The 25,163-nt window shown below is 75.1% G+C and carries 20 protein-coding genes; 14 read left to right on the forward strand and 6 right to left on the reverse strand.

The window, feature by feature from the left end:
• Nucleotides 1-6: 6 nt before the first annotated feature.
• Nucleotides 7-1,851: a DEAD/DEAH box helicase gene (locus ACYX4T_RS25630; protein ID WP_476015372.1), complete on the reverse strand. Its 1,845-nt coding sequence runs from the start codon at nucleotides 1,849-1,851 to the stop codon at nucleotides 7-9.
• 301 nt (nucleotides 1,852-2,152) lie between these two features.
• Between ACYX4T_RS25630 and ACYX4T_RS25635 the strand changes: the two genes are divergently transcribed.
• Complete coding sequence (locus ACYX4T_RS25635) at nucleotides 2,153-2,890, forward strand: ferritin-like fold-containing protein (RefSeq protein ID WP_476012031.1); 738 nt, start codon at nucleotides 2,153-2,155, stop codon at nucleotides 2,888-2,890.
• A 99-nt stretch (nucleotides 2,891-2,989) separates the two neighbouring features.
• Complete coding sequence (locus ACYX4T_RS25640; protein ID WP_476012032.1) at nucleotides 2,990-3,220, forward strand: DUF3107 domain-containing protein; 231 nt, start codon at nucleotides 2,990-2,992, stop codon at nucleotides 3,218-3,220.
• A 56-nt stretch (nucleotides 3,221-3,276) separates the two neighbouring features.
• Here ACYX4T_RS25640 and ACYX4T_RS25645 read toward each other — a convergent pair whose 3' ends face one another.
• Nucleotides 3,277-3,918: a TetR/AcrR family transcriptional regulator gene (locus ACYX4T_RS25645; protein ID WP_476012033.1), complete on the reverse strand. Its 642-nt coding sequence runs from the start codon at nucleotides 3,916-3,918 to the stop codon at nucleotides 3,277-3,279.
• Nucleotides 3,919-4,118: 200 nt separating this feature from the next.
• Between ACYX4T_RS25645 and ACYX4T_RS25650 the strand changes: the two genes are divergently transcribed.
• From ACYX4T_RS25650 to moeZ, 3 genes are all read left to right on the forward strand, one after another.
• Entirely contained in the window at nucleotides 4,119-5,306 is a 1,188-nt protein-coding gene (locus ACYX4T_RS25650) for an alpha/beta fold hydrolase (RefSeq protein ID WP_476012034.1), read from the forward strand.
• On the forward strand, nucleotides 5,303-6,370 hold the full coding sequence (locus ACYX4T_RS25655) for a DUF3152 domain-containing protein (protein WP_476012035.1): 1,068 nt from the start codon (nucleotides 5,303-5,305) through the stop codon (nucleotides 6,368-6,370). Before ACYX4T_RS25650 ends, ACYX4T_RS25655 begins: the two co-directional genes overlap by 4 nt.
• A gap of 93 nt (nucleotides 6,371-6,463) precedes the next feature.
• A complete protein-coding gene (gene moeZ, locus ACYX4T_RS25660; RefSeq protein ID WP_476012036.1) occupies nucleotides 6,464-7,639 on the forward strand; it encodes an adenylyltransferase/sulfurtransferase MoeZ in 1,176 nt (391 codons plus the stop codon).
• A gap of 85 nt (nucleotides 7,640-7,724) precedes the next feature.
• Here the strand turns inward: moeZ and ACYX4T_RS25665 are convergent, their stop codons facing one another.
• The gene (locus tag ACYX4T_RS25665; protein ID WP_476012037.1) at nucleotides 7,725-9,188 is read right to left on the reverse strand and encodes a cation:dicarboxylate symporter family transporter; all 1,464 of its coding nucleotides are present in this window, start codon (nucleotides 9,186-9,188) and stop codon (nucleotides 7,725-7,727) included.
• Between the two features lie 171 nt (nucleotides 9,189-9,359).
• Here ACYX4T_RS25665 and ACYX4T_RS25670 point away from each other — a divergent pair, with 171 nt between their 5' ends.
• Nucleotides 9,360-10,055 (forward strand): response regulator transcription factor, encoded by a 696-nt coding sequence (locus ACYX4T_RS25670; protein WP_476012038.1) that lies wholly within the window; start codon nucleotides 9,360-9,362, stop codon nucleotides 10,053-10,055.
• Here the strand turns inward: ACYX4T_RS25670 and ACYX4T_RS25675 are convergent.
• Nucleotides 10,031-11,710 carry an ATP-binding protein gene (locus tag ACYX4T_RS25675; RefSeq protein WP_476012039.1) on the reverse strand — a complete coding sequence of 560 codons (1,680 nt, stop codon included), beginning with the start codon at nucleotides 11,708-11,710 and terminating at the stop codon, nucleotides 10,031-10,033. The genes ACYX4T_RS25670 and ACYX4T_RS25675 overlap by 25 nt on opposite strands.
• 553 nt (nucleotides 11,711-12,263) lie before the next feature.
• On the opposite strand from ACYX4T_RS25675, the gene ACYX4T_RS25680 reads away from it, so the two are divergent.
• From ACYX4T_RS25680 to ACYX4T_RS25695, 4 genes are all read left to right on the forward strand, one after another.
• Nucleotides 12,264-16,187: a glycosyltransferase gene (locus ACYX4T_RS25680; protein WP_476012040.1), complete on the forward strand. Its 3,924-nt coding sequence runs from the start codon at nucleotides 12,264-12,266 to the stop codon at nucleotides 16,185-16,187.
• A gap of 109 nt (nucleotides 16,188-16,296) precedes the next feature.
• On the forward strand, nucleotides 16,297-16,944 hold the full coding sequence (locus ACYX4T_RS25685; RefSeq protein WP_476012041.1) for a GntR family transcriptional regulator: 648 nt from the start codon (nucleotides 16,297-16,299) through the stop codon (nucleotides 16,942-16,944).
• A gap of 47 nt (nucleotides 16,945-16,991) precedes the next feature.
• Complete coding sequence (locus ACYX4T_RS25690; protein ID WP_476012042.1) at nucleotides 16,992-17,324, forward strand: hypothetical protein; 333 nt, start codon at nucleotides 16,992-16,994, stop codon at nucleotides 17,322-17,324.
• Nucleotides 17,321-18,838, forward strand: coding sequence for a sodium:solute symporter family protein (locus tag ACYX4T_RS25695; RefSeq protein ID WP_476012043.1), 1,518 nt, complete (start codon nucleotides 17,321-17,323; stop codon nucleotides 18,836-18,838). The genes ACYX4T_RS25690 and ACYX4T_RS25695 overlap by 4 nt, the downstream gene beginning before the upstream one ends.
• 6 nt (nucleotides 18,839-18,844) lie before the next feature.
• On the opposite strand, the gene ACYX4T_RS25700 is transcribed toward ACYX4T_RS25695, so the two are convergent.
• Nucleotides 18,845-19,642 carry a GNAT family N-acetyltransferase gene (locus tag ACYX4T_RS25700; RefSeq protein WP_476012044.1) on the reverse strand — a complete coding sequence of 266 codons (798 nt, stop codon included), beginning with the start codon at nucleotides 19,640-19,642 and terminating at the stop codon, nucleotides 18,845-18,847.
• 5 nt (nucleotides 19,643-19,647) lie between these two features.
• Between ACYX4T_RS25700 and ACYX4T_RS25705 the strand changes: the two genes are divergently transcribed.
• Both ACYX4T_RS25705 and ACYX4T_RS25710 read left to right on the forward strand, forming a co-directional pair.
• Nucleotides 19,648-19,920 carry an antibiotic biosynthesis monooxygenase gene (locus ACYX4T_RS25705; RefSeq protein ID WP_476012045.1) on the forward strand — a complete coding sequence of 91 codons (273 nt, stop codon included), beginning with the start codon at nucleotides 19,648-19,650 and terminating at the stop codon, nucleotides 19,918-19,920.
• A gap of 103 nt (nucleotides 19,921-20,023) precedes the next feature.
• Nucleotides 20,024-21,280: a cation:proton antiporter domain-containing protein gene (locus ACYX4T_RS25710; protein WP_476012046.1), complete on the forward strand. Its 1,257-nt coding sequence runs from the start codon at nucleotides 20,024-20,026 to the stop codon at nucleotides 21,278-21,280.
• Between the two features lie 4 nt (nucleotides 21,281-21,284).
• Here the strand turns inward: ACYX4T_RS25710 and ACYX4T_RS25715 are convergent, their stop codons facing one another.
• Entirely contained in the window at nucleotides 21,285-22,196 is a 912-nt protein-coding gene (locus ACYX4T_RS25715; RefSeq protein WP_476012047.1) for a 1,4-dihydroxy-2-naphthoyl-CoA synthase, read from the reverse strand.
• 105 nt (nucleotides 22,197-22,301) lie between these two features.
• On the opposite strand from ACYX4T_RS25715, the gene ACYX4T_RS25720 reads away from it, so the two are divergent.
• A complete protein-coding gene (locus tag ACYX4T_RS25720) occupies nucleotides 22,302-23,660 on the forward strand; it encodes an HNH endonuclease signature motif containing protein (RefSeq protein ID WP_476012048.1) in 1,359 nt (452 codons plus the stop codon).
• 148 nt (nucleotides 23,661-23,808) lie between these two features.
• Nucleotides 23,809-25,146 carry an MFS transporter gene (locus ACYX4T_RS25725; RefSeq protein WP_476012049.1) on the forward strand — a complete coding sequence of 446 codons (1,338 nt, stop codon included), beginning with the start codon at nucleotides 23,809-23,811 and terminating at the stop codon, nucleotides 25,144-25,146.
• Nucleotides 25,147-25,163 lie beyond the last annotated feature (17 nt).

Raw genomic sequence — 25,163 nt, forward strand, 5'->3', positions numbered from 1 at the left:
GTGGCCCTACTCGGTCGTGGACGCCACGGGGGCGGCCTCGTCGGGCGTCGGGCCGGTCGAGCCCTCGGACCCCTCCTGCGGGGCGCCGTCCCCGCTCCCGTTCGTGCTCCCGTTCGTGCTCCCGTTCGACGAGGACCCGGAGCGCGACCCCGATCCGCGGCCGCCCCGGCGGCGACGACGGCGGCGCCCGCCCTCGCCCGAGCCGTCGACAGCGCCCTCGGCCGAGCCGTCGGTGGTGTCCTCCCGGCGCTCGGCATCGGAGCCGTCCGGGGTGCCCTCGGCACCGTCCTCGGTGCCCCCGGCGACGACCTCGCCGGCGCGCCGGCGGGTGCGCGAGCGCGTCCGGCGCGGACGCCGCGAGCCCTCGCCGGACTCCTCGCCCGCCTCGGCGCCGGCCTCGCTGTCACCGTCGGCCTCGCTGTCACCGTCGGGCTCACCGTTACCGCGAGCCTCGTCGCGGCTCCCGGAGCGGCCGCCCCGCGACCGGCCCCGGCCGCGTCCGCCGCTCTCGCGCGTCTCGCGGCGCGGGCCGTCCTCGGCCTCCTCCTCGGCGGGGCGGCGGCGCCGGGCCACGCGCCCGCCCGAGCCCTCGGGGATGCCGAGGTCGGCGAAGAGGTGCGGCGAGCTGGAGTAGGTCTCCGGCGGCTCCGGGGCGCCGAGCCCCAGGTCGTCGGAGATCATCTTCCACTTCGGCAGGTCGTCCCAGTCGACGAGCGTGATGGCGATGCCGGTCTTGCCGGCGCGGCCGGTGCGACCGATGCGGTGGATGTAGGTCTTCGCGTCGTCCGGGCACTGGTAGTTGACGACGTGCGTGACCCCGGTGACGTCGATGCCGCGGGCGGCGACGTCGGTGCAGACGAGGACGTCGATGCGGCCCTCGCGGAAGGCGCGCAGCGCGTGCTCGCGGGCGCCCTGGCCCAGGTCGCCGTGCACGGCCCCGACGGCGAAGCCGCGCTCGGCGAGCTCCTCGGAGACCTTGCTCGCGGTGCGCTTGGTGCGGGTGAACACCATGGTCGGCCCGCGGTCGGTGGCCTGCAGGGTGCGCGCCAGCATCTCGACCTTGTCGAGCGCGTGGGCGCGGTAGACGAACTGCTGGGTCTTCTCGCCGATCGCGCTGGCGTCGACCTGCTCGGCGCGGATGTGCGTCGGCTGCGTGAGGAAGGTGCGGGCCAGCGTGATGATCGGCCCCGGCATCGTGGCCGAGAACAGCATCGTCTGGCGCTTGTCCGGCAGCATCCCGAGGATGCGTTCGACGTCGGGCAGGAAGCCGAGGTCGAGCATCTCGTCGGCCTCGTCGAGCACGAGGCCGCCGACCTTCGCCAGCACGAGGTGACCCTGCTGGGCGAGGTCGAGCAGGCGGCCCGGGGTGCCGACGACGAACTCCACGCCGCGCTGCAGCGCGGCGATCTGCTGCTCGTAGGGGCGCCCGCCGTAGATCGACACCACGCGGGTGCCGAGGCCCTGGGAGGCGGTCTCGATGTCCTTGGCGACCTGCACGCACAGCTCGCGGGTGGGGACGACGATCAGCGCGCGCGGCGTGCCGTCCTCGGTCGGGCGGCCGAGGCGCTGGAGCAGCGGGACGCCGAAGCCGAGGGTCTTGCCGGTGCCGGTGCGCGCCTGGCCGATGACGTCCTCGCCGGCGAGGGCCAGCGGCAGCGTCAGCTCCTGGATGGCGAAGGTGCGCTCGATGCCCACCTTCGTGAGGGCCTCGACGATGGTGGGGTCGACGCCCAGCTCGGCGAAGGTGGGGGCGTCCTCGGTGACGGGGGCGCGGGCCGTGAGGGGCTCGGCGACCGGCTCGTCGTCCGGGGGGCCGGCGTCGGGACGGGGGTCGGTGGTGACGGTGGTCAGGGGTCTGCCTCTCTCGCGTCGTGCGCGCGAGGCGGGCCGGCTGGCTCGACCACGTCCGGGGTCGGCGACGGTGCGCACTGGTGCACGGGCCCGCTCCTTCGTCGGAGCGAGACCCCACGTCACCGGACGCGGGAGAGCCGGCGGAGGCGCCCGCACGCTCGGGTGCGTCTCGCGGCGCACGACGGCGACCGGGCGGTCGGCGACGATGCATGCCACCGCGGGACGACCCCATGGTACCGGTCGCCCCGGCACGGCCGTCGCACCGCCGGTCTCCCACCGTGTCCCCCTAGGGTGGTCGGCCGTGAGCGAGCCCGGGGGCGACCGCCCCGCCACCAGCACCGATCCGTCCGGTGACCCGCCCGTCGACCTGCTCGGCGCCGTGGCCTACGGCGCCCTGACCGCGTTCACCAGGCTCGCCGCGGACGCCGCGCTCGCCCCGGACCTCACGGGGCGCGCGGAGATGGCCGCGCTCGCCGCGGTCGAGATGGCGCACGTCGAGCGCGTCCGCGCCCATCTCGCGGCGCGGGGTGTGGACCTCGTCACCACGATGGCCCCCTTCGCCCCGGTGCTCGACTCGTTCGCGGCGCGCACCGCCTCCCGCGACTGGGGCGAGGCGCTGGTCGGCGCCTACGTCGGGCGCACGCTCGCCGTCGACCTCGTCGCCGCCTCCGGGGCCGCCGGGGGCAGCGGTGAGGACAGCGGTGAGGACAGGGGTGGGGGCAGCGGTGACGGCAGCGGCGAGGGTGAGGCGTCGGACCTCCTGCGCGGGCCCGACGCGGGCCGCGAGGCGGCCGGTGAGAGCGGGTTCGACGCCTTCGCCGAGCGGGCGGTGGGCGAGCTGGTCGTCGACGAGCGGACGGCCGGACGCCTCGCGATGTGGGGCCGGCGGCTGCTGGGGGAGACGCTCGCCGCGGCCGCCGAGGTGCTCGACGAGCACCCGCACGCGGCCGCCGCCCTGCTCGGCGGGGCGTCGCGGGGCGCGGTGTTCAAGGCGCTGAAGTCGCGGCACTCGAAGCGGCTGGCGGCGCTCGGCCTGTAGCCCACCCGGACGCCGGACGTGGACTAGCCTCGCGCGGGCACAGCGACGGCACGACCGGGCACGTCGAGCAGGACCGAGCAGTACCGAGCGGAGGAACGCGTGGAGGTCAAGATCGGCGTGGCGGAGAGCCCGCGCGAGCTGGTGATCGCGAGCGACCAGTCGCCCGACGAGGTGCAGGCGCTCCTCGACGAGGCGCTGGCCTCGAACGGCGGCACGCTCGCGCTCTCCGACGACAAGGGCCGTCGGTACGTCATCCCCGCGGCCCGCATCGCCTACGTGGAGATCGGGCCGCCGGAGGGGCGTCGCGTGGGCTTCGGGGTCGGCGGCTAGCCACCCGGGTGGCCGGGGCGGGCGCACCCCGCTCCGGCTCCACCTCCCGCGAGGGCTCACCCCTCCTGGCGCGGGAACCCGCCGATGCCGCGCCACGCGAGCTGCGACATCAGCGTGATCGCGTCCTCGCGCGGCGGCTGCAGCCCGGCGTCGAGCCAGTAGCGCGCCGCCGTCGTCGACAGGCCCACCAGCCCGACCGCCAGGAGCCGGGCCCGCTCGGGCTCGAGCCCCGCGTCCGTGGTGACGGCCTCGGTGACCGCGTCGATGCAGTCCGACGTGGCGCGGTCGACCAGGCCCGCGATCTCGGGCGTGGCCCGCGTGTCGGTCTCGAAGACCAGGCGCATCGCGCCGTCGCGGGACGACACGACGTCGAAGTAGGCCTGGATGGTGGCCTGGACGCGCGCCTTGTTGTCGGTGGTCGAGCGGATCGCCGCGCGCACCGTGCGCACCATGTCGTCCGCGGCCCCCTGCACCAGCGCCCGGTAGAGGTCGAGCTTGCCCGGGAAGTGCTGGTAGAGCACCGGCTTGCTGACCCCTGCCCGCTCCGCGATCTCGTCCATCGCCGCCGCGTGGTAGCCGCGGTGCCCGAACACGTCGCGCGCGGCCTCGAGCAGCTGGGCCCGGCGTGCGGAGCGCGTCATGCGCGGCCGCCCCGTCGGGGTGCCGGGGCTGCCCGGAAGGCTCGCCTGCCCGCTCATGGCCCCCGCCCCCAACCGTCGTCGCCGGGCGGCACCGGTCTCGACCGCCTCGGACGCACGACCCTACCCATCGGGTGACGTCCGTGCGGGCCACGGCGCGCGGGCCGCTCTCCGGCCCGATCGGGGCGACGTCCCGTCCGCCCTTCGTTCAGCCCCCCGTCACCGTGACGCCACGGGCGGGACACCGCATGATGGTCCGCGTGATCGTTCGCCGCCCCGTGCCGTCCACCGGCCGGTCCCGGTCCGTACGCCGCGGCGACCTCTTCCCGTCGGCCGGTCCCGACGTGCCCGCACCCCCGCTCGCCGACGTGTCCGCGCTCGGCCCGACGGGCACGGCGGCGGCGCCGACGCCGTACTGGCCGGGCCGCGTGGTGCCGGTGGGCCGCTCGGGATCGCTGCACGTCCGCAAGACGCCGGGCCCGGCGGGCGAGACGGCGGTCTACGTCCACGGCCTGGGCGGCTCGTCGAACAACTGGACCGAGCTCGCCGGCGCGCTCTCCGCGCGCTTCCGGGGCCTCGCCGTCGACCTGCCCGGCTTCGGCCGCACGCCGCCGCCGTCGTCGGGCGACTACCGCCCGGCGGCCCACGCCGCGACGATCGTCGCCTACCTCGACGACCTGCAGCACCGGGGCACCGGGCCCGTGCACCTGCTCGGCAACTCCCTCGGCGGCGCGGTCTGCCTGCTCGTGGCCTCGCAGCGCCCGGACCTCGTGCGCACGCTGACCCTCGTCAGCCCCGCGATGCCCGACCTGCGCCCGCTGCCCTCGCGCCTCGGCGGCAAGCGGGCGGCGCTGGCCCTGCTGCCGCTGCTCGGGGCGGGCGCGCGCGCCGAGCAGGCCGCGGCCACGCCGGCCGAGCGCCTGGCCCGCACCATGGCCCTGTGCCACGCCGACCCCGACCGGGTCGGGGCCCGCGCCTTCGCGATGGCCGCGGCGGAGGCCGAGGAGCGCGCGGCCCTCGCGCACGCCCCGGAGGCCCTGCACCGGTCGTTCCTCGGGCTGCTGGGCACCTGGCTGACCCCGTCGCCGCGCTCGCTGTGGGCGGCCGCCGCGCGGGTCGGTGCGCCGACGCTCGTGGTGTGGGGCGAGGTCGACCGCCTCGTCGGCGTCCACCGCGCCGCGCACACCGCCGCGGCCCTGCCCGCGGGGCGGCTGTTGCGGCTGCCCGGCGTCGGCCACGTCGCGCAGATCGAGCAGCCGCAGACCGTTGCGCGCGCCGTGCTGGGGCTGGTCGACGCGGCCGCCGACGGCTCGTGGCCGGGCGCCGCGCGTCCGGAGCCGGCGCGCGACACGGTGCGCGCTCGGGTCGACGCCGCGGCGCGCCGCGTCCGTGACCGACGGCCGTGGGGCGTCGCCCGACCCGACACGTGTGGCACAGTGCCCGTGTGACCCGGCCGGCCAGGCGCCCCGCCAACGGGGAGGAGGCCCCGGCCGACTCCCCGCACGACGCCTCCCCGACCGGCGACGGGCGCCCGTCCCGTGCCGGGCGTCCCGGGCGCGAGCCCACCTCGACCGCCGTGCGCGACCGGCCCCGCTCCGGGTCCCGTCCCGGCGGCCCGCCGCCGCGCGGCCGGTCCGGCGCGCGCCCGCCCTCGCGGTCGGCGCCGCGGAGGTCGGTGCTGCGCTCCTGGCGGACCTGGGTGATCCCGGCGCTGGTGGTGCTCACGGTGCTCGCCGTCGTCGAGGCGGTGTCGCCCGACGGTGACGCGGGGTCGGCGTCGCCGCTGCTCGCGCCGCCGGAGCGCCCGACGCCGGTGGTCACGGAGGCTCCGCGCGGCGTCGGCCAGAACGTCGACATCCCGTCGGCCGAGCTGCCCGCGGGCGGCGCGTTCCCGGTGACGGGCCCGGGCAGCTGGCACGTCGTGCCGGGCACCACGCCCCAGGCCGGCACGGGCCGCGTCTACACGTACACGGTCGAGGTCGAGGACGGCATCACCGTCCCCGAGGGCGAGCAGGCGTTCGCCACCGCCGTCGACGCGACGCTCACCGACCCGCGCAGCTGGATCGGCTCGGGGCAGATCGCGGTGCGCCGGATCGACGCCGGCGAGCCCGACTTCCGCGTCAGCATCTCGGCGCAGATGACCATCCGGGGCCTGTGCGGCTACTCGCTGCGCTACGAGGCGTCGTGCTGGAAGTCCGACATCGGGCGCGTGCTCATCAACGGCAGCCGCTGGGTGCGCGGCGCGGCGGCGTTCGAGGGCCAGCTCGGGCTCTACCGGCAGTACGCCCTCAACCACGAGGTCGGGCACGTCTTCGACAACCCGCACGTGCCCTGCCCGGAGAACGGCGCCCTCGCGCCGATCATGATGCAGCAGAGCTTCGGGACGGCGAACGACTACCTCGCCCAGCTCACCGAGGAGAACCCGCAGGGCACGCAGATCCCCCGCGACGGGAAGGTCTGCCGGCCCAACGCGTGGCCCTATCCGCAGGGACCCGTCGCCCCCGTCGGCTGACGTGGCGGCCCCGGCCGGGGAACATGGCGGGGTGCGCGGCGGTTCAAGCGTCGTGAGGACCCGAGCAGAAGAGATGGGGAGTTGAGCGCCGTCATGGCATCCCTGCCGCCCCTGGTGGAGCCGGCCGCGGAGCTGACCAAGGACGAGGTCGCCCGGTACAGCCGCCACCTGATCATCCCGGACGTCGGCGTCGACGGGCAGAAGCGCCTGAAGAACGCGAAGGTGCTCGTCGTCGGCGCCGGCGGACTCGGCAGCCCCGCGCTGCTCTACCTGGCCGCCGCGGGCGTGGGCACCCTCGGGGTCGTCGACTTCGACGTCGTCGACGAGTCCAACCTGCAGCGCCAGGTCATCCACGGCCAGTCGGACATCGGGAAGTCGAAGGCGCAGTCGGCCAAGGAGTCGGTCGCCGAGATCAACCCGTTCGTCACGGTCAACCTGCACGAGACGCCGCTGGACTCGTCGAACGCGCTGGACATCTTCCGCGACTACGACCTGATCCTCGACGGCACCGACAACTTCGCCACGCGCTACCTCGTCAACGACGCGGCCGTGCTGCTGGGCAAGCCGTACGTGTGGGGCTCGATCTTCCGGTTCGAGGGCCAGGTCTCGGTGTTCTGGGAGGACGCGCCGAACGGCCAGGGCCTGAACTACCGGCACCTCTACCCCGAGCCGCCGCCGCCGGGCATGGTCCCGTCGTGCGCCGAGGGCGGCGTGCTGGGCGTGCTGTGCGCGTCGATCGGCTCGATCATGGTCACCGAGGCCATCAAGCTGATCTGCGGCATCGGCGACCCGCTGCTCGGCCGACTGAAGGTCTACGACGCGCTGGACATGGAGTACCGCGAGGTCCGGATCCGGCGTGACCCGAACGCCACCGAGGTCACCGAGCTCATCGACTACGAGGCCTTCTGCGGCACCGTCTCCGACGAGGCCCAGACCGCCGCGGCCGGGCACACCATCACGGCGCCCGAGCTCAAGGAGAAGATGGACGCGGGCGACAAGTTCGAGCTCATCGACGTCCGCGAGCCCCACGAGTGGGAGATCGTCCGCATCCCGGGCGCCAAGCTCATCCCGAAGGACAAGATCCTGTCGGGCGAGGCGTTCACCGAGATCCCGCAGGACCGCCAGACGATCCTGTACTGCAAGTCCGGCGTCCGCTCCGCCGAGGCGCTCTCGGCACTGCACCACGCCGGCTTCTCCAACGCGGTGCACCTCGGCGGCGGCGTCACCGGCTGGGCGCAGCAGGTCGACACCTCGCTGCCGACCTACTGAGGCTCGCCCGAGAACGACCGAACGCGCCGTTCGCTGCGCTAGAAGCAGCGAACGGCGCGTTCGTTCCTGTGGGGTCGGGCGAGTCCTAGCGTGCGCCGGCGGTGGCCGGGGTGCGGTCGGTCGCGGCGGCGGTGCCGGAGGTGCCGGTGGCGTCGTCCTCGTCGTGGTCGAGGTCGCCGTGGGTCTCCTGCTCGATGGCGTCGCGGACGAGCTCGGGGTCGTCGAGCGCCGCCCGGAAGCGCTCGTCGTCCCGGTCGCCGTTCCACCCGGAGACGACCATCACCGCGACGGAGTTGCCGATGACGTTGGTCAGCGCCCGGCCCTCGCTCATGATGCGGTCGATCCCGGCGATGATCGCGATGCCGATGGCGATCGACTCCGTCGTGTAGAACTCGCCGCCGAAGGCCTGCAGCGACGCGGCGAGGGTCACCAGCCCCGCCCCGGAGACGCCGGCGGCGCCCTTCGAGGTCAGCAGCATCAGCGCGACGAGCCCGAGCTGCACGCCCCAGGGGAGGTCCTGCCCGCCGGCCTGGGCGATGAACAGCGCCGCCATCGTCAGGTAGATGCAGGTGCCGTCGAGGTTGAACGAGTACCCGGTCGGCAGCACCATGCTGACCGTCGACCGCGACGCACCCGCCGACTCGAGCTTGGCCAAGAGCCGCGGCAGCACCGTCTCCGACGACGACGTGCCGACGATGATGAGGATCTCGTCCTTGATCATCCGGATCAGCTTGAACACGTTGAACCCGGAGAGCGCGGCCACGCCGCCGAGGACGACGACCACGAACAGCGCGCACGTGCCCCAGAACGTCAGCATCAGGGCCAGCAGGTTGCCCAGGCTCTCGCCGCCGAGCGCGCCGACGGTGTAGGCGATGCCGCCGAACGCCGCGACCGGCGCCAGGAACATGATCAGGCGGATCATGCCGAAGATGACCTTGGCGAACAGGTCGATCCCGCCGACCACGCGGCGGCGCAGGGCCGGGGCGAGCATCGAGGTCGCGGCGGCGACGAGGATCGCCAGCACGAGCACGCGCAGGATCTCGTTCTCGACGAACGGCCCGACGAAGCTGTCGGGCAGCAGGGTGTTCTCGATGAACTCGATCGCGCCGCCGCCCTCGGAGCCGGTCGCGACGTCGGCCTGCGCCTCGGCGATGGTCGCCGGGTCGGGCGGGATCGGCGGGAACCCGGCACCGGGCTGCACGATGTTGACCACGATCAGGCCGAGCCCGAGGGCCAGCAGCGTCATCAGCAGGAAGTACGCGAGCGCCCGCCCCGCGATGCCGCCGGCGGCGGCGAGGCTGCCGATCGAGGCGATCCCGACGATGACCGTGCAGAAGATGACCGGCGCGGTGATCATCTTGATGAGCTGGATGAAGATGTCGGGCAGGAACTTGAGGTCCTCGGCGAAGCCGGGGGCCGCGAGGCCGACCACGATGCCGAGGGTGATGCCGACGACGACCCAGAACCAGAGCTGGGTGTACACCCGGCTGCGGCGGCGTGGCGCCCGTTCCGGCACGGGCGGGGGCGCGTCCGCTTCCTGGGTCGACATCGATGTCTCCTTCCGGCCCGCGGTTCCCCGCTGTGAGGTGGCGTGGGTCTCACCGAGCAGTGACGCTAGGGGCGGCATCACCCTCCGTGCGACTCCGCCGACGCGGAGTTGGGCAGGAGTTGAGGAAAGGCCCGGGGGAGCTTCCCGGGAGACCCGAGAAGGAGAGGCGGCGTGAAGGTCGTCCTCGTCGAGGACAGCGGGGCGGTCCGTGACGCGCTGGCCGCCGCGCTGCGGGCGGCCGGGTACCGCGTCACGCCCGTCGGCACCGGCGCCGCCGCCCTGGACGCCGTCACCGGGCCCGACGCCGCCGCCGACCCGCCCGACCTCGTGCTGCTCGACCTCGGCCTGCCCGACCTCGACGGCGTCGAGGTGTGCCGGCGGCTGCGCGCGCGGTCGTCGGTGCCGGTCATCGCGGTCACGGCGCGCGGCCACCAGCAGGCCCGCGTCCTGGGCCTGCGCAGCGGCGCCGACGACTACGTCGTCAAGCCCTTCGCGATCGACGAGCTGACAGCGCGGATGGAGGCGGTGCTGCGCCGCAGCGCGGGCCACGTCGTCGCGCCCGTGGTGGAGGCGGGGCCGGTGCGGATCGACCTGTCCCGGCGCGTGGTCGAGGTGGCCGGGCGCGAGGTGGCGCTGCGCCGCAAGGAGTTCGACCTGCTCGCCGCGCTCGCCCGCCGCGACGGCGCGGTGGTGTCGCGCACGGACCTCCTCGACGACGTGTGGGGCCTCGCGCCCGACGACCCGGGGCTCGAGGCCGGGCTGCACTCGCTCGAGGTGCACGTCGCCGCGCTGCGCAGCAAGCTCGACGCCCCCGGCGCCGTGGTGACCGTGCGCGGTGTGGGCTACCGGCTCGCGGCCGGGGACTGAGCCGCGGGACCGGGGGCCGCGCCCACCGGGAGCGTCACCGTGAACACGGTGCCGCGGCCGCCGGGACCGGGCGCCACCTCGATGCTCCCGCGGCGCCGGTCGACCACGCGCCGCACGAGCGCGAGCCCCAGGCCCCGCCGCCCGGGCGGACCGTCGCCGTCCTTCGTCGACCAGCCGGGGGCGAACGCGGCGTCGGGGTCGGCGAGGCCGGGGCCGTCGTCGGCCACCCGGATCACCACCGACCCGCCGGCGGCGTGCACGTCGAGCTCCACCACCCCGCCCTCCCCGGCGTGCGCGCTCTGCAGGGCGGCGTCGAGGGCGTTGTCGACGAGGTTGCCGACGACGGTGACGCGGTCGGTCGACGCCTGCTCGTCGCCGGCCTCGGTGTCGGGGAGCGCGGTGCCGTCGCCGACGCGCAGTTCCAGACCCCGGTCGCGGGCGTCGGCGGCCTTGTCGAGCACGAGGGCGGCGAGGGCGGGGTCGGCGAGGCGCTCGCGCAGCTCGCCGTCGGAGCCTGCGAGCAGGTCGCGGGTCCAGCGCTGGGCGAGCTCGCGGGCGTCGTCGCCCGCGCCGAGCTCGATCAGCGTCGACACCGCCTGCAGGTGGTTGGCGTGCTCGTGCGCGGCGAAGCGCAGCGCGCGGGTGACCGAGCGGGCGTCGTCGAGCTCGCGGGTCATGGCCTCGAGCTCGGTGCGGTCCCGCAGGGTCACGACCACGTCGGGGGAGGGGCCGGAGAGCTCGGTCCGGTTGACCAGGAGCAGCCGCTCGCCCACGAGCACCGTCTCGTCGGTGACGGGGGAGCGGTCGGCGAGGCGCTCCTGCAGGGCCGGGTCGACGGCCAGCTCGGCGAGCGTCGGGCCCGCGGCACGGGACGGGGCAACGGTGGCCGGCAGCCCGAGCAGGCGCGCGGCCTCGGCGTTGAGCACGACCACCCGGCCCGACGCGGCGTCGAGCACCAGCAGGCCCTCGCGCATGGCGGCCATGACGGCCTCGTGGTGGCGGTGCAGCGCGGTGATCTCGCGGGGCTCCAGGCCGAGGGTGTCGCGCTTGACCCGGCGCGCCGCGACCACGGCCAGGCCCACCCCGAGCCCGATCGCCACCGCGGCCGCCAGCCCGAGGATCGCGAGCTCCCGGGCGATGCGCTCGGCGACCTGCACCCGCAGCTGCCCCACCGCGACCATCCCGACCACCGTGCCGTCGGCACCCCGCACCGGCACGATCGCCCGTACCGAGAGCCCGAGCGTCCCCGGGAACGTCTCCACCAGCGTCGCGCCGGCGGCCGCGGGCAGGTAGGTGCCCTGGTAGGTCTCGCCGATCCGCGCGGGCTCGGGGTGGCTCAGGCGCGTGCCGGCCGGGTCCATGACGGTCACGAACGAGACGCCCGTCCCCGTGCGCGTGTCCTCCGCCGCCGCCTGCACGCGCGGGACGTCGCGCGCGGCCACGGCGTCGGCGAGCCCGGGCGACGACGCCAGCGCCACGGCGACCGCGACCATCTTGTCCGCGGCGTCGCGCTCGATCGTCTCGCGCGTGTTCCAGGCGCTGACCCCGCCCGCGATCACCGCGGCGAGCACGACCGTCGCGATCTCCAGCGCGAGCAGCCGGCGCACGAGCGACGAGCCCCGGCGGGCGGGGCGCGTCGACGAGGGGCAGCTCACGACGCCGACCGTCGCGCCTGCACCCCGGACGCGCAAGCGAGGCCCCGCGTGCTCCGGCACCGCTGGTCGCGGAGAGCGACGACGGCCGGACGGGCCCGACGATCACGCTCCGCCACCGTTCCTCGGTGCTCCGCGGCACCGGGCAGGGGTCCCGGGACCGGCTCCGGGTGCCCGGCCCCGGCCGCTCCCGGCGTGTCGCCGCGCCGTCTCCCGCGCCGCCGCGCGCGGCGGCCGTGTGGTCGTCGTGTGGTCGTCGCCTCGCTGGTCGGGGCCGGATCGGCACGGGGGACGCCGGGGGCTGCGGGACGAATCGGACGGGGCGGGACGAGGGGACACGGACCCGGCGGGCGGGCCGCCGTCCCGCCCTCCCGGGGCCCGCGGCCGGCACCCACGCCGCGTGACGACGGGGAGCCCGCGGATATCGTCTGACACACGACGAGGTGACGGCCGGGACACGGCCGCTGCCCGTGACCGGGGGAGGGGGTGACGCTCGGTGAGGGCAACGCGGGGCAGGCGGCCCACCCGTCGGCCGCGACGCTGGGGCGTCTGGACGATGACGAGCGTCCTGACGGTCATGGTGCTCACCGTGCTCACGGTGTCGGGGCTCGTGAACGCGGGCATCGGCAACGACGCCCACGCCCGGGCGCCCGAGGGCCACGACGCCGTGCCCGCGGACATCGCCGCCGGCGGCCCGATCATCGACGCCCGCGCCGACCCCGTCCGCTCCGCGCACCTGCCCGACCGCACGGTCGCGCTGACGTTCGACGACGGCCCCGACCCGACGTGGACCCCGCAGATCCTCGCGGTGCTCGCGCGCCACCGCGTGCCCGGCACCTTCTTCGTCGTCGGCTCGATGGTCGCCCGGCACCCCGACATGGCCCAGCGGATCGTCGCGGCCGGCTCCGAGCTCGGCGTCCACACCTTCACCCACCCCGACCTCGCCGGCGTCTCCGACTGGCGCCGCGACCGCGAGATCGCCGACACCGAGCTGGCGATCGCCGGCGCGACCGGCATCTCGACCCACCTCGTGCGCCCGCCGTTCTCGTCGACCTCCGACGCCCTCGACGACCCGGGCTACGGCACCGTCGTCGCCGCGGGCCGCGCCGGCTACGTCACCGTGCTCACCGACGTCGACGGCGAGGACTGGCAGCGCCCCGGCGTCGACGCGATCGTGCGCAACGCGACCCCGCAGAACGGGGCCGGCGCCACGGTCCTGCTGCACGACGCGGGCGGCGACCGCGCCCAGACCGTCGCCGCGCTCGACCGGCTGATCCCGCAGCTCCAGGCGCAGGGCTACCGCTTCACGACGGTCAGCGACGCCGCCGGCCTCGGCCCGCACGGGCAGCCGGCCCCGGCGCGCGACCGCATGGTCGGCCGGGCGCTGCTCGCCACCGTCGGGGTCGCGCAGGGCCTCGTTACCCTCATGGAGATCGCGCTCGTCGGCGTCGGCGGGCTGGTGATCGCCCGGCTCGTCGTCATGCTCGTGGTCGCCCGGCGGCACGCCCGCCGTCGGCGCGATCCCGCGTTCACGTGGGGCGCGCCGGTGACCGACCCGGTGTCGGTGGTGGTGCCGGCCTACAACGAGGCCGAGAACATCGAGGCCACCGTCCGCTCGATCCTCGCGAACGACCACCCGCTCGAGGTCGTGGTCGTCGACGACGGCTCGACCGACGGCACCGCCGACCTGCTCGAGGACCTCGCCCTGCCCCGGGTGCGGGTGGTGCGCCAGACCAACGCCGGCAAGTCCGCGGCGCTCAACCGCGGCGTCGCCGCCGCGCGGCACGACCTCGTCGTCATGATCGACGGCGACACGATCTTCCAGCCGGACACCGTCGCCCAGCTCGTCGCGCCCTTCGCCGACCCGGACATCGGCGCCGTGGCCGGCAACGTCAAGATCGCCAACCGCGACCGCCTCGTCCCGCGCATGCAGCACCTCGAGTACGTCGTCGGCTTCAACGTCGACCGGCGCGTGCAGGACGCGTGGGGCTCGATCTCGACGATCCCGGGCGCCGCCGGGGCGTTCCGGCGCGAGGCCGTGCAGGAGGTCGGCGGGCTGTCGTCGGACACCCTCGCCGAGGACACCGACCTGACCATCGCCCTCGGCCGCGCGGGCCGGCGCGTCGTCTACAACGAGTACGCGCTGGCGTGGACCGAGGCGCCCGTCAGCGCCGGGCAGCTGTGGCGCCAGCGCTTCCGATGGAGCTACGGCACCATGCAGGCGCTCTGGAAGCACCGCCGCGCCCTGCGCGAGCGCGGGGCCTCCGGGCGCATGGGCCGCCTCGGGCTCGCCCACATCGCGGTCTTCCACGTCGCGCTGCCCCTCGCGGCGCCCCTGGTCGACCTGCTGTTCGTCTACGGGCTGCTCTTCGGCGACCCGGCGGTCGCGCTCCTGCTCTGGGGCTCGATGCTGCTGCTCCAGGTGATCGCGGGCGTGCTGGCGTTCCGGATGGACGGCGAGCCGCTCGGGCCGCTGTGGGCGCTGCCGGTGCAGCAGCTCATGTACCGCCAGCTCATGTACGTGGTGCTGGTGCAGGCCGTGATCAGTGCGGTCACCGGGGCCGGCGTGCGCTGGCAGAAGCTGCAGCGCGTCGGGGCCGTCGCGGAGCACCTCGACGCGCCGCAGGGCCAGGACGGCCGCTCGCGCCCGGCCGCCGACCGGCTCCCCACGCCATCGGTGACCCGCGGGCCGGCGCCGGACGACGCCCCGTCGTCCGAGGTGCCGGTCGCGAAGCCGACGGGCGGCGGTCGCGAACGCTGGCTGGACCTCCTGCGCGCGATCGCGCTGCTGCGCGTCGTCACCTACCACGCGTTCGGCGGCGGCTGGATGAGCATGGTCTTCCCGTCGATGGGCGTGATGTTCGCGCTCGGCGGGTCGCTCATGGTGCAGTCGCTGCGTCGCGGGGAGGCCCTCGACGTCATCGGGCACCGCCTGCGCCGCCTGCTGCCCCCGCTGTGGTTCTTCGGGCTGCTCGCGGTGCCGGTCATGCTCTGGCACGGGTGGCCCGCGCAGGACGCCGACGGCACGATCACCTCGCCGCTGGTGTGGTCGGACCTGCTGTACTGGCTCTTCCCGCTCGTCGACCCGCCCGGCAGCGACTGGGGCGCCGACGCCGTCATCGGTCTCTGGTACATCCGCGCCTACCTGTGGTTCGTGCTGCTCACGCCCCTGATGCTGTGGGCGTTCCGCCGCCGCCCGCTCCTGGCGCTCGCCGTGCCCCTGGTCGTCGTGGGTCTCGACGCGCTCGCCGGCTCGCCGCTGGGGGAGTGGGGCGCGGCCGGCCCGGTGGTCGTCGACGGCGCCACCTTCGCCGCGTGCTGGATGCTCGGCTTCGCCCACCGCGAGGGCACGCTGCGACGCCTCACGCCGTGGATCTCGTCGATCGCGGCGGTCGGGCTCGTCGCCGGCGGCCTGTTCTGGGCGTTCACCCACCCCGCCGGCGACGACGGCGTCGACCTCAACGACATCCCGTTCGCGCAGGCGCTCGTGTCGTTCGGCGCGGTGCTGCTCGTGCTGCGGATGAACCCGCAGGTGGCGTGGCTCGAGCGGGTGCCGGTGCTCGGACGGCTGGTCACGGTGGTCAACGCCCGCGCGATCACGATCTACCTGTGGCACAACGTGGCCATCGCCTTCGCCCCGGAGATCGGCGACCTGTTCGGCTGGGACTCCGAGGGCCAGCACTTCGCCATCGCCGTGTGGCTGGTCGTGGTGGCGGTCCTCGCGTTCGGCTGGGTCGAGGACCTGGCGGCGGGCCGCCGGCTCTCGGTCCTCCCCGACGGGCGCGGCAACGCCCGTCCCGCGAGGCGCACCGTCGTCGGCCCCCGCCCGCCCGTGATCCCCACCGACGTCGAGAGCGGCGAGACCTCCGCGCTCTCCCAGGGCTCCCTGCGCGCGTTCCTCGGCCGGGTCGTCGGCGCCGCCTCGCCCGCCTCACCGCCCGCCCCGCCGCCCGCCCCGCCGCCCGGTCCGGCCGACCGCGTCGTGGCCCGCCCCGGATCTCACCCCGGTGCCCGCCCCGGATCTCAGCCCGGTGCCCGTCCCGGCCCCCGACCGGTGCCGGCGGCCCGGGGGCCGGTCGCGTCGCCGCCGTCGGGCACCCCGAGCGCCGGCGGAGGACCGGGCACCGGCCGCTACACGCCGGTGCCGGTCGGGGGCGGTCCGGTCGCCGGTCCCGCGGCGGGCTCGCTGTCGCCGTCGCCGTCGCCGCCGACGTCGGCGGGGGCCGCGCGTCGCGGACGTCCCGCTCCGGTGCCGACCGGGGCGCCGATTCCCGCACCGCCGCCCCCGCTGCCCGCGCCCGCCCCGGGACGGCCGCCGGCGGGACCGGCCTCGCCCCCGGGCGGGCTGACCGCCCTCGTGCCGTCGGCGGGGGACGAGCAGGTGCTGTCGTTCGCCGAGGCCCCGTCCCGCCGCCGCACGTCCGATCCCTCCGGAGGGACCGGCCGGCACCACTGGTCCGGCGACGAGGCGGGTCGCTGACGCGGCCCTTGTACACAAGAACCGACTCCGCTCGGTAGTCGTCGGCCTTCCGGGCTTGTCCGGCCTGGTCGCCTTCCTTAGCTTGTACACAGAGCAGGGGAGATGATCGGTGTCACAGTCGGCCACCCGCGTGCACGCAGAGCTGCGCGGAGAGATCCTCGGCGGCGGGTGCGCGCCCGGCGCGCGGCTGCGCGAGGAGGAGGTCGCCGAGCGCTTCGGGGTCAGCCGGACGCCGGTGCGCGAGGCCCTGCGCCGGCTCGAGGCCGACGGGCTCGTCGTCGTCACCCCGCGGCGCGGCGCCGAGGTCGTGCGCTGGCGGGACGACGACATCGCCGAGCTCGTGGAGCTGCGGGCCCTCCTCGAGGGACACGCGGCGCGGCGCGCGGCCATCGGCGGCGACGTCGACCTCGTCGCGCTGGGCGACCTGTGCGCGCGCATGGAGGCCCGCGCGCAGGACGCCGACGGGCGCGCCGCCGACGAGATCACCCGCCTCAACATGGAGCTGCACCGCGCGGTGCACCGCGCCGCGGGCCGGCTCCTGCCCGACCTGCTCGTCCGCCTCATCGACGTACCGGTGGTGCGCCGGACGTTCCACACCTACTCGGAGGCCGAGCTGCGCCGCAGCTTCGGCCAGCACCGCGAGCTCGTCGAGGCCCTCGCCGCCGGCGACGGCGACTGGGCGGCCGCGGTCATGCAGGCCCACATCCGGGCCGCGGGCGCCACCCTGCGCTCGACACGCGACCCCGACGGTCGCTGACCCACCGCGCGTTCCAGCGCGCTACCGCCCACCACGACGGGAGCACCATGGACCGACGACGATCCGACCCGCCCGCCACCCCGCCCGCTGCCCCGCCTGCCACCCCCCACACGTCGGGCCCACCGCTGCGCGAACCCGTCCGCATGCCGTGGCTGTGGGTCGCCATGGGCGTCGTCGTCCTCGCGGGCGTCCCGCTCTACCTGCCGCCCGGGGTCATCCGGCCCCTGGTGGGCGGGGTCCCGTTCTGGCTGCTCATCAGCGTCGCCGCGACCGTCGCCTTCTGCGCGCTGACCTGCTGGGCGTGCCTGCGCGCCTGGAACATCGCCGAGCCCGCCGAGGAAGCGGCGGCGCGTGAGCAGGACGAGGAGGTGCGGTCGTGACCGGCCTGTCCTTCTCCGGGACCAGCGGCGTCCTCGTCCTCGGCGCGTACGCGGTCATGATGCTGCTCATCGGCTGGTGGGCGGGTCGCCGGACGACGTCGGACTCCGCCCGCAGCTACTACCTCGCCGGTGGGGGTCTCGGGTTCGTCGCCCTGTTCTTCACCCTCTACGCCACGCAGTACAGCGGGAACTCCATCGTCGGCTACGCCCCCTCGGCGTACCGGGCGGGGTTCTCCTGGTGGCAGTCGGTGCCGTTCATGGTCGCGGTGATCGCCGTGTACCTGCTCTTCGCGCCCCGCCTGTACGTGGTGGCCAAGCGCGAGGGCTTCGTGACGCCCACCGACTGGGTCCGTCACCGCTTCGGCTCGGGCAAGCTCGTCGTGCTCGTGGCGGTCCTCATGCTCTGGGGTCTCGCGAACTACCTGCTCGAGCAGCTGGTGGCCATGGGGCAGGGGATCGCCGGCCTGACCGGGGCCACGGTGCCCTACGAGATCGGCGTCATCGCCTTCGTGCTGGTCATGCTCGCCTACTCCTGGTCGGGCGGGATGCGGGCCGTGGCCCTCACCGACGTCATGCAGGGCATCGCCCTGATGATCGGCGTCGCGGTGCTCCTGTTCGGCGCGCTCTACCTCGTCGGTGGTGACGTCGGCGCGGTCACGACCGCGCTCGCGGACACCGACCCGGACAAGGTCGCGGTGCCCGACACCGCGACGTCGGTGGAGTGGCTGTCGATGATCGTGCTGATCGGTCTCGGCGCGGCGGTCTACCCGCACGCGATCCAGCGCATCTACGCCGCGCGCAGCGAGCGCACCCTGAAGCGCTCGCTGGCCGTGATGGCCTGGATGCCGCTGGTGACCACGGCCGTGGTCTTCGTCGTCGGCATCGTCGGCACCCAGCTCTTCCCGGGCCTGTCCCGGGACGAGTCCGAGCAGCTCGTCGGCATGATCGCCAACGAGGTCGCGGGCATCAACCTGTTCTTCTACCTCATGATGATCCTGCTGTTCGGCGGGGTCGTCGCGGCCATCGTGTCGACGGCCGACTCCGCGCTGCTCGCGTTCTCGTCGGTCGTCTCCCGCGACCTCTACGGGCGCTACGTGAACCCGTCCGCGCCGGAGAAGCGCCAGGTGCTCGTCGGGAAGATCGCGGGCGTCGCGGCCGTCGCCGTCCTGCTGGTGATCGCCTGGAACCCGCCGGGCACGCTCTACGACATCTTCGTGCTGAAGTTCGAGCTCATCGTCCAGCTCGCGCCGGTCTTCATCCTCGGCCTGTACTGGCGGCGCATGGCGGCCGGGCCGGCGTTCTGGGGGATGCTCGCGGGTGCGGTCATCGCGGGCGGCCTCACGCTGGCCGGCGTCGAGGATCTCGGCGGCGTGCCCGGCGGGCTCCTCGGGCTCGCGGTCAACGTCCTGATCTGCGTGGTCGGGTCGATGCTGGTGGGACGCCCCGACGACGGTCCCGACGAGGACCCGCTCGCGGCGGAGCCGGCGAGGGCGGGCGCGGCCTCGTCGGCCTGAACCCGCTCAGCGCACCGGACCGGCGGCGGCCGTACCGGGCGGCGGCAACGCCGTGAAGTACCGGACGATCGGCATCGAGGTGAAGCCGGCGCGCTCATAGGTCCGACGGGCGGGGGCGTGGCCCGGGTCGCCGCCCGTCTCGACCATGGCCGTCGTCAGCCCGCGCTCGGCGAAGCGGTCGACGGCGACGCGGGTGAGCGCGCTCCCGATGCCCGCGCGCTGGTGGGCAGGGTCGACGGCGATCATGACGATCTCGCCCATCGCGTCGTCGGCGTGCTCGGCCCCGACCGCGAAGCCGACGACCTCACCGTCCTGCTCGGCCACCCAGACCGCGTGCGCCGGGTCGGTGCACGCCGCCTCGACGGCGCGCTGCTGGCCCGCACGCCAGTCCGGGTGCTGGCGCTCGAACACCCCCGACCCGGCGAGCTGCGCCTCGATCGACGCGAACACGGGCGCCCAGGCCTCGAGGGAGAGCTCGACGACACGGGGGAGGTCGGCGGGCGCGAAGGTGCGGACGGTGGCGGGCACGCCCGGACAGTGGCAGCGGGGCCGCGCCGCCGGCACCCGATATCGAGCGGTCGGTCGTCCCGGGGGGATCGTGACGGAAGGGCAGCCGGCCTCGACCTCGGCCTCGGCGTCGACCTCGGCCTCGGCCTCGACCTCGACCTCGGCCTCGACCTCGGCCTCGACCTCGACCTCGGCCTCGACCTCGACCTCGGCCTCGACCTCGACCTCGACCTCGACCTCGGCCTCGACCGCGATCGAGCTCCTACGGTCCGGAGGACCCACCGGACGGAGGAGCACCAGCCGTGATCGTCACCGTCGCCAGGGCCACCGACCCTGATCGTTTCCTGGAGGTCTTCGAGACCGTCGGCGTGGAGAAACGGCGGGAGCACGGCTGCCGCGCGGCCCGGGCCTACGTCGATCCCGAGGACCCGCACCGGGTGTGGTCGGTGTTCGACTGGGACCAGCAGGACTACGACGGGTTCCTCGCCGACCCGGCGATCCCGGCGATCGCACGCCGACTCGGGCTCCGGGGTTCACCGGTCCGTGTGTTCCCCGCACGACAGCTCGACGCGTGACCGTGACCGCGACGAACTGCCCCGGCTCCACGGGCGTCTCGTCCTCGGCGCCGTCCTTCCCGGGCCGTTTGGTCGTTCGCCGCGTTCGGGTAGCGCGGCGGCCGTGGACACGGTGCTCTCCCTCCTGGCCGGGGCCGTCCTCGTCCTCGGTCTCTCCTCTCGCCTGCTCAAGCGCAACTCGCTCTCGCCGGTCCTCCTCGCCCTGCTGTTCGGCACGGCGGTGGGGCCTGCCGCCCTGGGCTGGGTCGACCCGACCCTGACGTTCCCGCGAGGTCCACTGCTGGAGGAGGTCACCCGGGTCGCCCTCGCGCTGTCGGTGGCCGACATCGGGCTCAAGCTCACGCGCCAGGACCTGCGGAGCAACGCCGCCCGCCTCGCGCTGCTGCTCACCGTGGGCATGGCGGGGATGTGGCTGCTCACCGCGCTCGGCGGCTGGTTCCTCCTCGGCCTGCCCGTCGTGGTGGCCCTGGTGCTCGGCGCCACCCTCACCCCCACCGACCCGGCCGTGGCGTCGGCCCTGGTCAGCGGGGTCCTGCCGTCGCGGATGCTGCCGAGCCGCCTGCGGACCAGCCTGCAGGGGGAGTCGGCGGTCAACGACGGGCTGGCCCTGCCCTTCGTGCTGCTCGCCGGCCTGCTCGCCACCCGGCCGGCCGGGTCGGCGGTGACGGAGTGGCTCGGGGAGGCCGCGCGGGGCGTCGGTGTGGCCGTCGTCGTCGGGGTGGCGCTGGGGTGGCTCGCGGGACGCCTGCTGCGCTTCTCCGAGCGTGAGGAGCTCGTGGCCGAGAGCTACCTCCCGCTCGTCGGGGTCGCGCTGGCGCTCCTGACCCTCGGGGTGGCGCACCTGCTCGGTGGCAGCGGCATCCTAGGGGCCTTCGTGGCCGCGCTGACAGTGTCGTTGACCCTGCCCGAGACAGTGCGCGAGGCGCAGAGCACGACCCTCACCGCGGCCGCCCGTTTCGCCGTTGTCGCGGTCTTCGGGGTGTTCGGGACCGTCCTGCCCTGGCCGGGATGGGCCGAGCTGGGCGTGCTCGGGGTCGCCTTCGGCGTGTGGGTCCTCCTCGTGCGGCGGCCGCCGGTGGTCTGGCTCGCGCTCCTGCCCACCGACACGGGCCGGACCTCCCGCACCTTCCTCGCGTGGTTCGGGCCCCTCGGTGTGGCCGGCATCTACTACATCGCCTACGTCGAGCGCTACGGCCTGCCCGAGTACGAGCGCCTGTTCGCCGCGGGGTCGCTCGCAATCTGCGTCTCGGTGCTCGTGCACACCCTGACCTCGACGCCCGGTGTCACCGGGTACGCCCGCCGCGCCGGCACCGAACGGCCCGAGGGCGAGTCCGTGCAGGTCCGCGGCCCGCTGCCGTGACCGTTCAGTAGTACCAGGGGAAGGGGCTCCAGTCGGGCGCGCGCTTCTGCAGGAAAGCGTCCTTGCCCTCGGTGGCCTCGTCGGTCATGTACGCCAGCCGGGTCGTCTCGCCGGCGAAGAGCTGCTGGCCGACGAGGCCGTCGTCGGGGAGGTTGAACGCGTACTTGAGCATCCGCTGCGCCTGAGGCGACTTGCCGAGGATCTCCCGCGCCCACTGGATCGCCGTCGTCTCGAGCTCGGCGTGCGGCACGGCCTCGTTCACCGCGCCCATGGCGTGCATCTGCTCGGCGGTGTAGGTCCGCCCCAGGAAGAAGATCTCGCGGGCGAACTTCTGGCCGACCGCGCGGGCCAGGTACGCCGACCCGAACGCCGCGTCGAAGCTCCCGACGTCGGCGTCGGTCTGCTTGAAGCGGGCGTGCTCCGCGCTGGCCAGCGTCAGGTCGGCCACCGCGTGGAGGGAGTGCCCGCCGCCGGCCGCCCACCCGTTGACGACCGCGATGACGACCTTGGGCATGAACCGGATCAGTCGCTGGCACTCGAGGATGTGCAGCCGCCCGGCGCGACCCTTCTCGTCGGCCGAGACCTCGGTCTCCGACTCGGCGTACTGGTAGCCCGTACGCCCCCGGATGCGCTGGTCGCCACCGGAGCAGAAGGCGTGCCCGCCGTCCTTCGCCGACGGCCCGTTGCCGGTGAGCAGCACGACGCCGACGTCGGCGCTCGTCCGCGCGTGCTCGAGGGCGGTGGCCAGCTCGTCGACGGTGTGCGGCCGGAAGGCGTTGCGGACCTCGGGACGGTCGAAGGCGATCCGCACGCAGCCCAGCTCGACGTGGCGGTGGTAGGTGATGTCGGTGAAGTCGTGCCCCGGCACCTGCCGCCACGCGGTCGGGTCGAAGAGCGGGGCGTCGGTGTCGACCATGGGCCGGGAGCCTAGGAGCTGGACCCTCGACCGGCCCGCCGGTCGCTGAGACGGTCTCAGCGTTGACCGGCGGGGCTGTCGGGGGTGCGGTCTACCGTCGAACACATGAGCGAAGACGTGGTCGGGCCGGCGGAGCGCGAGGCGCTCGACCGCGCCCGGCGGCGTCTCGTCGCGTCCCGGCGCGAGTACTACCGCCGGCTCGAGGACGTCGCCGAGCTGGACCGTCTCGGCGTCGCCCTGCAGACCGGCGATCGCGTGGTCGACCGGCTGGTGGGCGACCTGGGGCTGGTCGACCGGGCGGAGGCCAAGCGGTGGGTCGACGAGGCGGAGGACCTCGTGCCGCGCCGGTCGCTGCAGGGCGAGCTGCTGCCGCCGCGCTACCCCTGCACGGCGCTCGCGCTGGCCGAGGGTCGGACCGGCCCGGAGCAGGTGGCGGTGATCCGCCGGACGATGGCACGGCTGGGGCGGCTGGAGGCCATCTCCACGGTCGACCTCGCCGGCTGCGAGCGCATCCTCGCCGAGGCCGCGACGGGGATGCCGCCGCGGATGCTGCGCAAGGTCGCCGAGCGGCTGATCGCCGAGTTCGACCCGGACGGGGTCGCTCCGCCGGACGACGCCGACCGGTACGACGAGCTGCGCCTGGTGCGCCGCCGGGACGGGTCGCTGGCGATCAAGGGCCGGGTCCAGGACCCGCTCGACGCCGAGACGATCGTCGAGGTGTTCGACCTGCTGTCCACCCCGGCCGGTCCCCACGACGATCGGGACCTGCCGCGACGCCACGCCGACGCCCTCAAGGACCTCGCCCAGAACGCCCTCGGGGCGACCGGTGTGGCCACCGACGCTCGTGGCGAGGGCTCCTCGAGCGCCGCTGCCGACGAGCCCGTCGACGCCGAGGGGCCCGCCGACGCGGCCGGTCCGGTGCCGCAGGCACCGTCCCCCGCGCCGCGCGGCGGGCGCGCCTCCCCGGAGCCGGTGGCCGGAGCCGGCCGCGCGCTGCTGACGATCACCATCGATCACCGCTGGCTCCGCGCGGCGACCGGGCACGGCACGCTGGACTCCGGCGTCGCCGTCGACGTCGACACCGTGCGCCGGTGGGCGTGCGACGCCGGGATCGTCCCGGTGGTCCTCGGGAGCCGTTCCGAACCCCTCGACGTCGGGCGGCTGTCGTACACGGTTCCCGAGGCCATCCGCCGCGCGCTCGTCCTCCGCGACGGCGGGTGCGCGTTCCCCGGTTGCACCCGACGGCCGCGGCGCTGCCACGCGCACCACGTCGAGCACTGGCAGGACGGCGGCGAGACGGCGCTGGACAACGTGACCCTGCTGTGCAGGTTCCACCACCAGCTGGTCCACCACGGGCACTGGGCCGTGGCGATCGTCGACGGCCTGCCCTGGTTCACGCCGCCGAGCTGGATCGACCCGGACCGACAACCCCGGCTCGGAGGACGAGCACGCGTCGCGGCCTGACCCGCGCCCCTACGGGGGGCCACGCGGGAGGAGGCGCACGTGCCGGGCCCTGTTCACGAGTGTCGAAAAATTGACACCTTTGTCGAGATGGTCCTACCGTCGTGACGCCCGCCACGGTCCGCGGGCGTCACCACGAAGGGAGACGACGGTGTCGTCCTCGGAATCCCCCACTCCGGCATCGACAGGCCCGGCATCGGCAGGCCCGACATCGACGGGCCCGGCCGCCCGCATCTCGCCGCGCAGCGCCGCGGCCGCCGTCGCGATCTGCTTCGGCGCGATCGTGTTCGACGGCTACGACCTGATCGTCTACGGCTCGGCCGTGCCGGCGCTGCTGGCGCACCCCGAGTGGGACATGACCCCGGCGCAGGTCGGCGCCATCGGGAGCTACGCGCTGCTCGGCATGTTCCTGGGCGCGATCACGGCCGGCACGCTCACCGACCGGTTCGGCCGCCGCCGGCTCTTCATCGTCGCCCTGACGTGGTTCTCGCTGATGATGCTGCTCGCCGCGCTCGCCCCGACGCCGCTCGCGCTGGGCGTCTTCCGGTTCCTCGGCGGGCTGGGCTTCGGCGGCATCCCGCCGACGGCGATCGCCCTCGTCATGGAGGTCGCGCCCGCCGCCCGCCGGCACATGATCAACGGCCTGATGCTGTGCGGCTTCCCGCTCGGTGGCGTGCTCGCGGCCCTGCTCGCCCTGTTCCTGCTCGAGCCCGCCGGGTTCCGGGTGCTGTTCGCGGTGGGCGCGCTGCCGCTGGTCACGCTCGTCCCGCTGGCCCTGTGGCTGCTGCCGGAGTCGCCCGGGTTCGTCGCCGGCGCGGCGCGGGCCGCCCGCGGACAGGTCCGCACCCTCTTCCGCGGGCGCGCCGCCGTGGCGACGCTGCTGTTCGTGGTCGCCAACTTCTGCGGCTTCCTGCTGGTCTTCGGCCTGAACACCTGGCTGCCGCAACTGATGCGCGGCGCCGGCTACGCGCTGGGCTCGGCGCTGGCGTTCCTGCTGGTCCTCAACCTCGGCGCGATCGTCGGCGGGCTCGTCGGCTCGTCGCTCGCCGACCGGTTCGGCAGCCGCTGGATCGCCACCACCCTGTTCGTGCTCGCGACCGCGTCGCTGCTGCTCATCGCCGTGCCGCTGCCGACGGTCGTGCTCTACGCGCTGGTCTTCGTCGCCGGCGCCGCGACCACCGGCAACCAGATCGTCGTCTACGGCTACGTCGCCGCCCACCACCCGCTCGCGCACCGCGCCACCGCGCTCGGGGTCAGCAGCGGGATCGGTCGTCTCGGCGCCGTCACCGGCCCGGTCCTCGGCGGGGCGCTGCTCTCGGCCGGGGTCGGGCTCGGCGGCAACGTCGCGATCTTCGCCCTGGTAGCGGTCCTCGGCGCGGTCGCCTGCGCCCTGGTGCCCCGCGCCACGAGCACCGCCGACCCCGCCGACGACACCGCCCGGACCACGGATGCGACCCCTGCCGCCGCCCCCGCCCGGGTCCAGGCCTGACACGCGCGTCGACGCGA

The organism is Actinomycetospora sp. ABD4_176 (assembly GCF_056311855.1).